Origin of the sequence: Paraburkholderia sp. CHISQ3, from assembly GCF_030464945.1 — a bacterium.
Lineage (GTDB): Bacteria > Pseudomonadota > Gammaproteobacteria > Burkholderiales > Burkholderiaceae > Paraburkholderia > Paraburkholderia megapolitana.
In genome coordinates this window covers 104,127-118,274 of record NZ_JALPRG010000014.1, presented here as the reverse complement: position 1 = coordinate 118,274, position 14,148 = coordinate 104,127, and the positions used below count along the sequence as shown (strand labels likewise).

The 14,148-nt window shown below is 64.3% G+C and carries 10 protein-coding genes; 3 read left to right on the top strand and 7 right to left on the bottom strand.

From position 1 onward, the window contains the following. Positions 1–46: 46 nt before the first annotated feature. Positions 47–3,643: a DNA polymerase III subunit alpha gene (dnaE, locus tag M0D65_RS28460; RefSeq protein WP_266255538.1), complete on the bottom strand. Its 3,597-nt coding sequence runs from the start codon at positions 3,641–3,643 to the stop codon at positions 47–49. Positions 3,644–3,915: 272 nt separating this feature from the next. Between dnaE and M0D65_RS28455 the strand changes: the two genes are divergently transcribed. Together M0D65_RS28455 and gluQRS are read left to right on the top strand one after the other, a co-directional pair. Beyond that, complete coding sequence (locus tag M0D65_RS28455; protein WP_266255537.1) at positions 3,916–4,779, top strand: sulfurtransferase; 864 nt, start codon at positions 3,916–3,918, stop codon at positions 4,777–4,779. Positions 4,780–4,933: 154 nt separating this feature from the next. Next, the gene (gluQRS, locus tag M0D65_RS28450; protein ID WP_266255536.1) at positions 4,934–5,845 is read left to right on the top strand and encodes a tRNA glutamyl-Q(34) synthetase GluQRS; all 912 of its coding nucleotides are present in this window, start codon (positions 4,934–4,936) and stop codon (positions 5,843–5,845) included. Between the two features lie 26 nt (positions 5,846–5,871). Here gluQRS and M0D65_RS28445 read toward each other — a convergent pair whose 3' ends face one another. The 6 genes from M0D65_RS28445 to purT all read right to left on the bottom strand — a co-directional run bounded on the left by M0D65_RS28445 (position 5,872) and on the right by purT (position 13,261). Then, a complete protein-coding gene (locus M0D65_RS28445) occupies positions 5,872–7,344 on the bottom strand; it encodes a DEAD/DEAH box helicase (RefSeq protein ID WP_266255535.1) in 1,473 nt (490 codons plus the stop codon). Between the two features lie 463 nt (positions 7,345–7,807). After that, the gene (locus M0D65_RS28440; protein ID WP_091018486.1) at positions 7,808–9,244 is read right to left on the bottom strand and encodes an aldehyde dehydrogenase family protein; all 1,437 of its coding nucleotides are present in this window, start codon (positions 9,242–9,244) and stop codon (positions 7,808–7,810) included. Between the two features lie 166 nt (positions 9,245–9,410). Beyond that, positions 9,411–11,063 (bottom strand): acetolactate synthase large subunit, encoded by a 1,653-nt coding sequence (locus tag M0D65_RS28435; protein ID WP_091018488.1) that lies wholly within the window; start codon positions 11,061–11,063, stop codon positions 9,411–9,413. 258 nt (positions 11,064–11,321) lie between these two features. Beyond that, positions 11,322–11,690 carry an MliC family protein gene (locus tag M0D65_RS28430; RefSeq protein ID WP_266255534.1) on the bottom strand — a complete coding sequence of 123 codons (369 nt, stop codon included), beginning with the start codon at positions 11,688–11,690 and terminating at the stop codon, positions 11,322–11,324. A 68-nt stretch (positions 11,691–11,758) separates the two neighbouring features. Then, on the bottom strand, positions 11,759–11,941 hold the full coding sequence (locus tag M0D65_RS28425; protein WP_266255624.1) for a DUF6726 family protein: 183 nt from the start codon (positions 11,939–11,941) through the stop codon (positions 11,759–11,761). Positions 11,942–12,037: 96 nt separating this feature from the next. After that, positions 12,038–13,261 (bottom strand): formate-dependent phosphoribosylglycinamide formyltransferase, encoded by a 1,224-nt coding sequence (gene purT / locus M0D65_RS28420; RefSeq protein WP_266255533.1) that lies wholly within the window; start codon positions 13,259–13,261, stop codon positions 12,038–12,040. Between the two features lie 259 nt (positions 13,262–13,520). On the opposite strand from purT, the gene M0D65_RS28415 reads away from it, so the two are divergent. Continuing rightward, positions 13,521–14,048 (top strand): META domain-containing protein, encoded by a 528-nt coding sequence (locus M0D65_RS28415; protein ID WP_266255532.1) that lies wholly within the window; start codon positions 13,521–13,523, stop codon positions 14,046–14,048. The last annotated feature ends 100 nt before the right edge of the window (positions 14,049–14,148 follow it).

The window sequence follows — 14,148 nt, the reverse complement described above, 5'->3', positions numbered from 1 at the left end:
CCAGGAGACGAAAAACACCCGGCGTGTATCACACCGGGCCCTGTCGTCAGTACACGATTTCGATCGAGCTGCCGGCAAACTCTCCGCGCAATGCGCTCAGCAGTTCGTCGGTGGGTTTGACGCGCCACGCATCGCCAAGGCGGACTTCGCCTTCCGCGTGTTCGCTGCGATAAACGATCTGCACCGCGAGGCCGCCAGGTATCTGCACGGGCGAGCGCTGCCGGCCACCGCCGTCGTTGCCGCCGTAGCCTCCCCCTCCACCGTAACCACCGCTACGGCCATTGCCGTTTCCGCCGCCGCGCGATGCGGACGGCGCGGGCGCGGCAAGCACCTGGTCGGGACCTGCGCAATACGCTTCGAGCACGCGGCGCAAGGCACCCGCATCGGCATTGCCGTTCATCTGCACCTTCACAGCCTGCGCATAACGACTGCGCGCGCGCTCGAGATCCATCACGGTATCGACGGTGAAGCGGATGCCGCCCGTGAACGCGTCGTTGCGCGCCTGCCCCTGGACGACGAGCAATTCGTCTTCCTTGAAGAGATGCTTGTTCGCCTCGAACTGTTCGTTGAAGACGGTGACCTCGCACTGGCCGGTGCCGTCGTCGAGCAACGCGATCAGCATCTTGCCGCGCTGGGTCATCTGCGTACGCAGGGACGCGATCACACCGGCTACCAGCTTCTCGCGGCCTTCTTTCAGCTCGCTCAACTTCAGCCGCACGAAGCGGCGCACTTCTTCCCGGTATGCATCGAACAGATGGCCCGACAGGTAGAAGCCGAGCGCACCCTTCTCTTCCTGGAGCTTGCGCTTCTCGGGCCATGCGGGCTCGTCGATGAGCTCGTGACCTTGCGACGGCGCATCGCCCATATCGAACAGACCTGCCTGCATCGCGTTGGCGCTGGCCTGGTCGGCGGCTTCCATCGCGAGCGACACCGAGGCGATCAACTGCGCGCGATTGTCGTGCAGCGTGTCGAACGCGCCCGCGCGGATCAGCGCTTCCACCGTGCGACGGTTGACGATGCGCCGGTCGATGCGGTTGCAGAAATCGAACAGGTCGATGAACGGCCCGTCTTCGCGTGCCCGCAGGATTTCTTCGATCGCGCTCTGACCGCTGCCCTTCACCGCGCCGAGACCGTAGCGTATGGTTTTCGAACGCTTGCCGCCCGATTCCGCAACCGGTTCGAAGCGATAGGCCGACTGGTTGATGTCGGGCGGCAGCACCGCCATCCCGTTGGTCCGGCAATCCTCGAACAGGATCTTGACCTTGTCCGTGTCGTCCATGGCGAGCGACATGTTGGCCGCCATGAATTCCGCCGGATGGTGCGCCTTCAGCCATGCGGTGTGATACGCGAGCAGGGCATACGCGGCCGCGTGCGACTTGTTGAAGCCGTAGCCCGCGAACTTCTCCATCAAGTCGAAGATTTCGTCGGCTTTCTCGCCGGTCAGCCCGTTCGTCGCGGCCCCTTCGCGGAACAGCTCGCGATGCTTGGCCATTTCCTCGGGCTTCTTCTTACCCATCGCGCGACGCAGCAAGTCGGCGCCACCGAGCGAGTAACCGCCGATGATCTGCGCCATCTGCATCACCTGCTCCTGGTAGACCATGATGCCGTAGGTCTCTTTCAGAACAGTTTCGACGCGCGGATCCGGATAGTCGACCACTTCGCGGCCATGCTTACGGGCGCAGAAACTCGGGATCAGATCCATCGGGCCTGGCCGGTACAACGCCACCAGCGCGATGATGTCCTCGAAGCGGTCAGGCTGCGCGTCCTTCAGCATGCCTTGCATGCCGCGGCTTTCCAGCTGGAACACCGCAACCGTGTTGGCCTTCTTGAGGATCGAGAACGACGCGGGGTCGTCGAGCGGCACCTGGGCGAGCGACCAGTCGGCCTTCGACGGATCGAGCCTGCGGATATACCGTTCGGCCCAGTCGAGAATGGTCAGCGTGGTCAGGCCCAAGAAGTCGAACTTGACGAGCCCAACCGCTTCGACGTCGTCCTTATCGTACTGACTCACGACGCCGCCTTCGTCGCCCTGCGTGTACAGCGGACAGAAATCGGTCAGCTTGCCAGGCGCGATCAGCACGCCGCCCGCGTGCATGCCGACGTTCCGCGTGATCCCTTCAACGCGCTGCGCGAGTTCCAGCAGCTGGCGCACTTCGTCTTCGTTGTCGAAGCGCTCCTGCAGCAGCGGCTCTTCCTTCATCGCGTCGGCGATCGTGACGTGCTTGCCCGGCTTGAACGGGATCAGCTTGGCAATGCCGTCGGTGAAGTTGTAGCCGAGATCGAGCACGCGGCCGACGTCGCGCACCGCCGCCTTCGCAGCCATCGTGCCGAACGTCGCGATCTGCGATACCGCGTCCGCACCGTACTTTTCCTTCACGTACTGGATCACGCGATCGCGGCCGTGCTGGCAAAAGTCGATGTCGAAGTCGGGCATCGATACCCGTTCCGGATTCAGGAAGCGCTCGAACAGCAGGTTGTAGCGCAACGGATCGAGGTCGGTCACGCCGAGCGCATACGCAACCAGCGAACCCGCACCCGAGCCCCGCCCCGGCCCGACCGGCACGCCGTTGTTCTTCGCCCAGTTGATAAAGTCCGCGACGATCAGGAAGTAGCCAGGAAAGCCCATCTTGATGATCGTGCCGCACTCGAAATCGAGCCGCTTGTAATACGTGTCGCGTTTCTGCTCGCGTTCGGCTGCATCGGGAAACAGTTGCTGCAGACGCGTTTCGAGGCCGTCCTTCGACAGTTGCACGAGGTAGTCGTCGAGCGACATGCCGTCGGGCGTCGGGAACAGCGGCAGCTTCGGCTTGCCGAGTTCGAGCGTGAGATTGCAGCGCTTCGCGATTTCGACGGTGTTGGCCAGCGCCGACGGCAGATCGGCGAACAGCGCCGTCATGTCGTCCTGGCTGCGGAAATACTGTTCGGTTGTGAAGCGTCTCTGGCGACGTGGGTTCGCCAGCATGTCGCCTTCCGAAATACAGACGCGCGCTTCGTGCGCGGTGAAGTCGTCGGAGGTCATGTACTGCAGCGGATGCGTGGCGACCACCGGCAGCTTCAGCGCCACCGCAAGCGCCACGGCCTGCTGCACGTACGCCTCGCTGCCCGGTTGCCCGCAGCGCTGCAGTTCGATATAGAAGCCGCCCGGGAACACCTTCGCCCAATGCTGCGCGTTGCGCTTCGCCGCTTCCGTATTGCCGGCCGCGAACGCGAGGCCGACGTCGCCGTACTGCGCGCCCGACAGGGCGAGCAAGCCTTCGCCCATGCCCGACTCGAGCCAGCCCGCTTCGACTTCCGCGCGACCGCGGTATTGATTAGTGAGCCACGCCTTGGTCAGCAGTTCGCACAGATTCAGATAGCCGCGCTGGTTTTTCACCAGCAGCAGGAGGCGCGAGGGTTTGTCGCGGTCGTCGGGATTGGTAATCCAGACATCGCAGCCGGCAATCGGCTTGACGCCTTTGCCGCGTGCTTCCTGGTAGAAACGGACGAGGCCGAATGCGTTGCCGAGGTCGGTGAGCGCGAGCGCGCCCTGACCGTCTTTGGCCGCCGCCGCGACGATGTCGTCGAGGCGCACGATGCCATCGGCAATCGAGAATTCGGAGTGAACGCGGAGATGAACGAAGCGAGGATCTGACATGGGCGTCATTGTACAACTGCACCGACGAACCTTCGCATTGAGACATGCCAGATTCGCCATCCGGCCGAGGGCACAGACCGCGTACGGCCGCCCCGCGGCACTCCCCGGGGCTGCACTGCGGGTCTTATGCCATTCGGCCAGCGAAGGCCGCCGCGCCGGTTGAGCGATAATACGGTTTTCGCCCATTCTGCCGGCGCCATCCGCGAGCACGCAGCGCATCCTTGTAGATGCCTGCCACCCTGCCTGTACGGTCCGCCCGGCCGCCTCACCGCTGAATCATCATGAGTATCGTCAATCTCTCCGCCTATCATTTCGTGACCCTCGACGCGACCGCCGCCTGGCGCCCGCTCGTCACCGAACGTTGTGAGGCGCTCGGCCTGCGCGGCACGATCCTGCTCGCGCCTGAAGGCATCAATCTGTTCGTCGCGGGCGAGCCGGACGCAGCGAGCGGATTTATCGACTACCTGCGTCACGATCCGCTGTTCGAGGGCAAATTCACGACGCTGCAGTTCAAGGAAAGCCTGTCCGAGAAGCAGCCGTTTAGGCGCATGCTCGTCAAGCTCAAGCGCGAAATCATCACGATGAAAAAGCCGGCGATCCGGCCCGAACTCGGCCGCGCACCCTCGGTCGATGCACCAACGCTGAAGGCATGGCTCGATCGCGGCCACGACGATGCGGGCCGCCCGGTCGTGATGCTCGACACACGCAATGCGTTCGAGGTCGACGTCGGCACGTTCGACGACGCACTCGACTACCGGATCAGCAAGTTCAGCGAGTTCCCGGGGGTAATCGAAGCGCATCGTGCCGATCTCGAAGGCAAGACGGTCGTGTCGTTCTGCACCGGCGGGATTCGCTGCGAGAAAGCGGCGATCCATATGAAGGAAGTCGGCATCGAGAACGTGTACCAGCTCGAAGGCGGCATCCTGAAGTATTTCGAGGAAGTGGGCGGCGCGCACTATCACGGTGAGTGCTTCGTCTTCGATTACCGGACCGCGCTGAACCCGGAGCTCAAACCAACGGCCACTGCGCAGTGCTTTGGTTGCCGCGCGGTCGTCAGTCCTGACGCGCAGCGCTCGCCGCTTTACGTGCCGGGCAAGACTTGTCCCGCCTGTCATCCGCAACGGGACGCGGCGCACGCCGCGTGATGGACGGGGTTCGCACTCGGGACGCTTTGGCTGCGGTCACGTCTCTAATCGCCCCCACTACTGTGACCGTGACGACGATGGCGATGGCGATTGCACTCGCGACCTGCGGCACAACACACGCCAGACCGCACCTGCGCCTGCCCGCATCGCTGCCATGAACGCCCCATCCCCCTACCGCGGACGCTTCGCCCCCTCTCCGACCGGACCGCTGCACTTCGGCTCGCTTGTCAGCGCGCTCGCAAGCTGGCTGGACGCACGTGCCCATGGCGGCGCGTGGCTCGTGCGGATCGAAGACGTCGATGCGCCGCGCACGGTGCCCGGCGCCGCCGAAAATATCCTCGCGACGCTCGCCCGTTTCGGCATGCACGCCGACGAACCGCCGGTCTGGCAAAGCGCGCGCGGCACCCATTACGCAAACGCATTCGACCGGCTCAAAACCGCGAGCCTCGTCTATCCCTGCGGCTGCACGCGCAAGGAGATCGCGGACTCGCTGCTGCACGCGCACGCACGCCATACGACGCTCGCCTACCCGGGCACCTGTCGCAGCGGCCTGCACGGCAAACCTGCGCGCGCGTGGCGTCTGCGTGTGCCGGACGGCGACACAGCCGTGATCGAATTCGAGGACCGCTGGCAGGGTCCGCAAACGCAGAACCTCGCCACCGAGGTCGGCGACTTCGTGCTGCGGCGTGCCGACGATCAATGGGCGTATCAACTGGCGGTCGTCGTCGACGACGCCGATGCGGGGATCACGCACGTGGTGCGCGGCGCGGATCTGCTCGATTCGACGGCGCGGCAGATCTACCTGCAGCGCTGTCTCGGCCTGTCCACGCCCGCTTACTTGCACGTGCCGGTCGTCACCACCGTCGAAGGCGAAAAACTCAGCAAGCAGACGGGCGCGCAGGCGCTCGACAGCGCACAGCCGCTAGCCGCGCTGCATGACGCGGCGGACTATCTGGGGCTGGTACTGGAGGGAGGGCCGGCCGCATCGCTCGCGGCCTTCTACGGCGCTGCGACGACCGCGTGGGCGCGTCGCGTGGCGAGTCTCGCGGGAACACGCGGGGAGTAAGTTCGCCCGCGCCTGAACACCGAAAATTACGAAGACGACTTACGCGGCATACCAAAACCGCCGAGCAGTGCCGCGAGCGGCTGCTTGGTCGCGCCCTTCTGCTGCTGCGCCGACGCCGCATCGGCCGCTGCCGCTTCGTCGGACTTGTGAGCCGACGGCGACGGCTCGTACGGCTTGAGGAAGAAATCGTCGATGGGTTGCTGACGGTGCGAGCCATGCGGACGATCGAACGACGGACCACCCGAGCGCCGGCGTGCCGGCCGCTCGTCGCGCCCATCACGCCCATCGCGGCCTTCACGTCGCGGACCGCGCTCTTCGTGATGCCGCACAGGCACATCAACGGTTAGATGCCCGACATCGAGCGGCCGCTTGATCAGCTTCTCGATATCGGCCAGTTGCTTGCGCTCGTTCGGGCTGCACAGCGACAGCGCATCGCCGGATGCGCCCGCACGACCGGTACGGCCGATCCGGTGCACGTAATCTTCCGCGTTGAACGGCAGGTCGAAGTTGATCACCGTCGGCAGCTCGACGATATCGAGTCCGCGTGCGGCCACGTCGGTGGCCACCAGCGCTTCGATCTCGCCGCGCTTGAATGCCTCGAGCGCCTGCATCCGCTCGTTCTGGGTCCGGTCGCCGTGAATCGCGGTCGCCACCACACCGCTCTTTTCGAGCGAACGGGCCAGCCGGCTCGCGCCGATCTTGCTGTTGCAGAACACCAGCACCTGCTTCAGGCTGCGTTCGCGGATAAGCTGCACGACCGCGCCGGTCTTGTCGCCTTCCGGCACTTCATAGACGGTCTGCGTGACGTTGGTCGCCGTCGAGTTGCTGCGCGCGACTTCGATGGTCTGCGGGTTACGCAGATAAGTCGCCGCGAGCTTCTTGATTTCACCCGAGAACGTTGCGGAAAACAGCAGCGTCTGGCGCTCTTTCGGCAGCAGGTTCAGGATGCGCTGCAGATCGGGCAGGAAACCCATGTCGAGCATGCGGTCCGCTTCGTCGAGCACGAGCATCTGCACCTGACCGAGATTCGCGGTCTTCTGCTGAACGTGATCGAGCAACCGGCCCGGTGTCGCGATCAGCACTTCGACGCCGCGCCGCAGTTCCGCGGATTGCGGGTTCATGTCCACCCCGCCGAACACCACCGCGCTGCGCAGCGGCGTGTGCTTCGCGTACGCCTGCACGTTGGCCGCCACCTGGTCGGCGAGTTCGCGGGTTGGCGTAAGGATCAGTGCGCGCACCGGATGTCGCGCCGGCGAGGCGCTGGTGCTGGCAAGCGGCAGCAGCCGCTGGATGATCGGCAGCGAGAAGCTCGCGGTCTTGCCGGTGCCGGTCTGGGCGGCGCCCATCACGTCACGGCCGGACAGCACGACGGGAATCGCCTGCGCCTGGATCGGCGTGGGTGTCGTGTAGCCCTGCTCCGCGATCGCTTTCAGGATGTCGGGCGATAGACCGAACTGGTCGAAAGTCGCGTTGCTGGGCGTGACTGCTGTGTCGGACATGGTGGCTTTCGCTAAAAATGCGCGCGGCGCGTGGCGTGCGGCTGCGGCCGGAAGACCGCGGAGGGCAATGATGAAGGCGGAGCCCGGCGTGCAAAAAGAACCCTGCACGCGCCATACGCGCCGCCTGGGCCGGGTCGAGACTGCTGCGCGAGTCGCGCGGACAAGTACGAATACTGCGGGCAAAACGATCGACCGACCCCGGCCGGCGGAAACACCCGCCGGAAAGGCCGGTATTGTAGCACCCCAGCGTAAACACTCATGACATGGGCTGCGGGCCGCCCCGGGCGGTAGCCTCGGCCGGATGGCCCCAGGCGGGTAGGCCCGGACAGGTACTCCCGCATGCCCCCGGGAGGGCGCAGCCCCGGGGCTGCAGCCACCCGCAGCCAGTTGGCCCACCCAGCCACCAGTCCTCCAGCACGGCACGAGGTCCCGCCGTACCGGGCGGGGCTACCCTACACAAGCCCTACCAGGTTTCCCGCATCACCATCAGACGCAGCTCCGTCATGTCCTCGATTGCATAACGTATGCCCTCGCGGCCCAGGCCCGAATCCTTCACGCCGCCATACGGCATGTTGTCGACACGGAACGACGGCACATCGTTGATCACGACGCCGCCCACTTCGAGCTCATCCCACGCCTGATGCGCATGCGCGAGCGAATCGGTGAACACGCCGGCCTGCAGGCCGAAGTCGCTGTTGTTGACGGTGGCGAGCGCAGCGGCAAAGTCGTCGAAGCGCTCGAGGATCGCAACCGGTCCGAACGCTTCCTTGCGATACAGGTCGGTATCGCGCCCTACGCCTTCGAGCAGCGTCGCCTCGAACATCGCGCCATCCACAGTGCCGCCCGCGACGATTTTCGCGCCCGCCTGCACCGCGCTGTCCATCCAGCCGGCCAGACGCTTCGACTCGGATTCGGAGATCATCGGGCCGACGAAGGTCTTCTCGTCCTTCGGATCGCCCATCTTCAGCGATTTCGTTTTGGCGATCAGCTTCTCGCGCAGCGCGTCGTAGATCGACGCATGCACGAGAATGCGTTGCACACCGATACAGCTCTGGCCCGACTGGTAAAACGCGCCGAACGCGAGCCGGTCGACCACGTAATCGAGCTTGCCGCCCTGGTCGCCGTCGACGATCGCCGCCGCGTTACCGCCCAGTTCGAGGATCACCTTCTTCTTGCCGGCCTTCTTCTTCAGATCCCAGCCCACCGCCGGCGAGCCTGTGAACGACAGCAGCTTGAAGCGTTCGTCGGTGGTGAACAGATCGGCGCCGTCGCGATGCGCGGGCAGCACCGAAAATGCGCCCTTCGGCAGATCGGTCTCGGCCAGAATCTCGCCGATGATCAACGCGCCGACCGGCGTGCGACTCGCCGGCTTCAGCACGAACGGCACACCGGCCGCCAGCGCGGGCGCGACCTTGTGCGCGGCGAGATTGAGCGGGAAGTTGAACGGCGAGATGAACGAACACGGCCCGATCGGCACGCGCTTCACATACGCGTGATAACCCTTCGCGCGCGGCGAGATTTCGAGGTTGACGATTTCGCCATTGATACGCACCGACTCTTCCGCCGCGATCTTGAACGTATCGATCAGCCGCGTGACTTCGCCGCGCGAATCGTTGATCGGCTTGCCGGCTTCGATGCACAGCGCCATCGCCAGTTCGTCGTAACGCTCGCGAAAGCGCTTCACACAATGTTCGAGCACGGCCTGCCGTTTGAACGGCGGGTAAGCACGCAGCGCAGGCATGGCGTCGACCGCGGCGGCGATCGCCTTGTCGATCGTGGCCGCATCGGCGAGCGCGACGCGCGTGGCCACTTCGCCGCTGAACTTGTCGGTGACTTCGAGATCGGTGTTCGCCGCGACCGGCTCGTTCGCGAGGTAGTACGGGTAAGTCTTCTGCAACATGACACGTTCTCCTTGGGGCGCTCCATCCAGTCCGGCGAGGCTACGCAACTACGCACGCATGCGCATTCGCCTTCTCTTAGCGTGGCTTTAACACGGCCGGGTGACGTTCGGATGACGGGCGCCGCGCAAGCGGCGCGTCAACAGACCGCGCAACCGGCCGGCCCGCTTATAGCTGCGCGCTCAGCCGCTTGATCTCGCGGTTCAGCACACGCTCGTTGTCCGAGTAGTCGATCGGCAGGTCGATCACATGCACGCCCGGCGTCGCGAAGCAGTCGCGCAACAGCGGCGCGAATTCGTCCGCCGATGCAATGCGATGACCGTGCGCCCCGTAACTCTCCGCGTAGGCCACGAAATCGGGATTCTGCAAAGTCATGCCGTAGTCGGGGAAATTCATGTTCTCCTGCTTCCAGCGGATCATCCCGAACGCGTCGTCGCGCAAAATCAGCACGACCAGATCGAGCTTGAGCCGCACCGCCGTTTCCACTTCCTGCGAATTCATCATGAAGCCGCCGTCGCCGCACACGGCCATCACCTTGCGATCCGGATGGACGATCTTCGTCGCGATCGCCGACGGTAAACCGGCGCCCATCGAAGCCAGCGCGTTGTCGAGCAGCAGCGAGTTCGGTTCGTGTGCGCGGTAGTAGCGCGCGAACCAGATCTTGTACATGCCGTTGTCGAGACAGACGATACCGTCCACCGGCGTCGTGTCGTACACATCCTTGACGATGCGCACCGGGTACATCGGAAACCGTGCGTCGTGCTGGCCCTTCGCGAGATGCTCCTCGAAGTGCTGCTTGATCTCGGTGAAACGCGTGAAATCCCAGTGGCGCTCCTGATCTTTCAGACTTTCCTTCAGTTGCCAGACCGCATTCGCAATATCGCCGACCACTTCGATCTGCGGGAAATAGACGGGGTCGACTTCGGCGCCGAGAAAGTTCACGTGGATCACGGTCTTGTCGCCCGTGTCGGCGCTGCGCATGAAGAACGGCGGTTTTTCGATCACGTCGTGGCCGACGTTGATGATGCAGTCGGCGTGATCGATTGCGCGGTGCACGAAGTCGCCGTCCGACAGCGTCGCATTGCCGAGCCACAGCGGATGCGATTCGTCGATTACACCCTTGCCCATCTGCGTCGTGAAGAACGGAATACCGATCTGGTCGACGAATTCGCGCAGCATCTTGGTCGTCGTCTTGCGATTGCCGCCTGCGCCGATCATCAAGAGCGGATGCTTCGCGCCGGCGATCGCCGCGACCGCATTCGCGACCGCCTTTTCTTCGGCGACCGGGCGACGGCTATAGCTCTTCGGGATCGGCTTGCCGTCGCCTTCTTCGTCAGCCACGTCTTCGGGCAGTTCGAGGTGAGCGGCGCCCGGTCGCTCTTCTTCGGCCTGGCGGAACGCTTCGCGCACGAGCGCCGGGATATTGCCGATCGAGACGATCTGCCGCGTGTATTTGGTAAGCGGCTCCATCATCCGCACCACGTCGACGATCTGGAAGTGGCCCTGCTTGCTGGTCTTGATCGGCTTCTGGCCGGTGACCATCAGCATCGGCATCGCGCCTAGCTGCGCATAGGCAGCTGCCGTAACGAAGTTCGTCGCGCCCGGGCCGAGGGTCGACAGGCACACGCCGGTGCGGCCAGTCAGACGACCGTAGGTGGCGGCCATGAAACCAGCGGCCTGCTCGTGACGCGTGAGGATCAGTTTGATTTTCGAGCGCCGCAGCGACTCGAGGAGGTCGAGATTTTCTTCGCCGGGGATGCCGAAAATATACTCGACACCTTCAGCTTCCAGCGATTTGACGAATAGATCCGATGCTTTCATGGAGAATCTCGCTTGACGGACTGACGCAGGCAAGCTGCCTGCGCGAGGGGTTCCGGGAAAGAACGTTCGAAGACGGTGAAGACCCTGGTGCCGCATCCTGCTTAGCCGGCGGCGGACGCGCCAGACAGCTTACTACCTGGCGGGAAAAGATGCGCGTAACTGTGCACGCGCAACAGCGCGTGCGGTATGGCTATGGGATGACAACGAGATGATGGCGGTGCTTCAGGCAGCGTCTCTGGCAGCACTGCCCGAGGCGGCCTAGCGAATCATGGTGACGCAGTCGGACATCACGGGCGGTGCATCGGCGCCGCCCATCGCATCGTATAGATCGGCGCGCGGTCCCTTGGTCCACCACGTATAGCTGCCGGCCTGATATTTCACGCCCGATGCAGCGATGGTGCTGACGAACAGCAGCGTCTGACCTTTGACCGGCACAAGCGCGAAGCTTTGTCCGTTGGCGGCGTTCAGATAGGTGACCTGCAGGATCTTGCCGGTTGCACAAGTGTACTTCTGGGTCTGGCGTTGTTTCGGCTGAATATCCACGAGCGGTTGCGGCGCGGCCCACGCCGCACTACCCGCCGACAGCAGAACCAGCACGCCCGTTGCTGCGACCAGCCATGTCCTCATCGTCTTCCCCGCGAACTCATGCGCAATTGATAGTTGATGTAACAGCCGGCAACGCATGCGACGAACGCTCAGGGATCGATCACGCCCGCACACGCATCGGTCGGCGCGGCAGCGACGTGGCCGACCACCGGCACGATCTTCAGCCCCGCCGAGGCAATGCGGCACGGTGCAGCAGCCAGCCCGCACCCGCTTAGCGCAACGCACAACGTGCCGAGCGCGGCCCATCTGCCCCATCGCACGCGCGGTGTCATTGCGCGGATGCCCAACCCAACCTGCTGATTCATGGTGTGCCTCTCTACACCCGCGCGCCGGCCTGATTGTCGTCGCGCGGTGATGCCTGGTGATACTCAGCCGGCGGAACCCGTGGAAACCGGACGCACTGCCGCGGCCGCCTGCTTCGCGCGGGACCGCGCTTCGTCGGTGCTCGCACCCGTAGCAAGCGCCACGCCCATGCGGCGCTTCGCGAAACTTTCCGGTTTGCCGAACAGCCGCAAGTCCGTATCGGGCAACGCCAGCGCCTGCGCGACGCCTTCGAATGCGATAGCGGTTTCGTCGAGCCCGCCGTAAATCACCGCCGATGCCCCCGGCGACCGCAACGATGTATCGACCGGCAAGCCGAGAATCGCCCGCGCGTGCAGTTCAAATTCCGACAGACGCTGCGTGCACAGTGTGACGAGCCCCGTATCGTGCGGACGCGGACTCACTTCCGAAAACCATACGTCATCGCCACGCACGAAAAGTTCCACGCCGAAGAGTCCACGGCCACCGAGTGCAGCGGTTACCTTGTGCGCGACTTCGCGCGAACGTTCGAGCGCGAGCGCGCTCATCGGTTGCGGTTGCCACGATTCGACGTAGTCGCCGGCTACCTGCACATGGCCGATCGGATCGCAGAAATACGTGCGTGTCTCGCCATTCGCGGGATCGATCGCGCGCACGGTGAGCTGCGTGATCTCGTAGTCGAAATCGATAAACCCTTCGACAATCACGCGGCCGCGATTCACCCGTCCGCCCGCCAACGCGTACTGCCAGGCGGGTTCGACGTCGGCATCGCTCCTCAATACCGATTGCCCCTTGCCCGATGATGACATCACCGGTTTCACGACACATGGATAACCGACCTTCGCGATGCCGGCACGCAATTCCTCGAGCGAATCGGCAAAGGCGTAAGGAGAAGTAGGCAGGCCGAGTTCTTCGGCGGCGAGGCGGCGGATGCCTTCGCGGTTCATCGTCAGTTGAGTGGCGCGCGCGGTCGGAATTACTTCCGCTAGGCCGTCGGCTTCGATGCCGGCAAGCGCATCGGTGGCGATTGCTTCGATCTCGGGAACGATCAGGTGTGGGCGCTCGGCCTCGACCAGCGCGCGCAGTGCGGCCGCATCGGTCATGTCGATCACGTGCGCGCGATGCGCGACCTGGTGACCCGGCGCATCGGCATATCGGTCGACGGCGATCACTTCGATGCCGAGCCGCTGCAACGCGATGATCACTTCCTTACCGAGTTCGCCGGCACCGAGCAGCATGACGCGCGTCGCCGATGCCGAAAGCGGGGTGCCGATCCGTTGGCCGATCTGCATGAGGTCTCCAGAAAATTCAAGTCGGATGAGAATGGACAGGCAATGTTAACACGCTGACCTTGCCCGCGATTTCGCCGTTTTTGCCGGTGTCGGTGGGTTGTATCGGGCTCGCGTCGAGTGCCACGCGTAGCGAACGTCCGTGCTGAGCCGTGCGGCGTCTGGAACATTGCATCGCGCATCGCAAGCACGACGGCGCTCGCGTGCGGCACACGGAGTGCGTTACCCTTACGCCTTCGCCAGTTTGAAGAGGAACGACGCCATGCCTTCAACGTCTTCTGCACGACGCGTTGTGCGTTTCGTTGCACCGCTCGCCGCGCTGACCGTTGCCGTGCTGCTCGCCGCGTGCTCGATGCCGGTTCACACCGATGCCTCCGCCGCGCCGCCCGATCCGTTCAACCCGGCGGCCACCCAGTTGCTCGACGACACCGCGTGGCAGCTCAGTAGCTGGACCGATGCGGGCGGTACCGCCCGCAACGTCCCGCAAGCGGGCGGCGATGCGCCGATCACACTGACGCTTTCGACGGCAACCGGTCAACGACGCGCCAGCGGCTTCTCGGGTTGCAACCGCTACATGGGCACCTATGGGTTGAAGGACGGCAAGCTGTCGTTCGGGATGCTGGCCGGTACGCGCAGGGCGTGTCAAACGCCAGGCGGGGTACTGGAACCCGCCTATCTCAACGCGCTGGAACATATCGCGCGAACCGGCGTGCAGATGCGCACGCCGCAGGAACTCCAGTTGACGCTCGAGAACGGCGACAAACTGGTATTTGCGCGCAGCAATCCGTGATCGCGCCAGTGCGGAGCGCGTCCAGCGCGACAGGCGCGCTGTCCGCCGGCGCCGCGTAACACCTGTGACATCTTTAACACTCGTCTTCGAAGCATCTTGC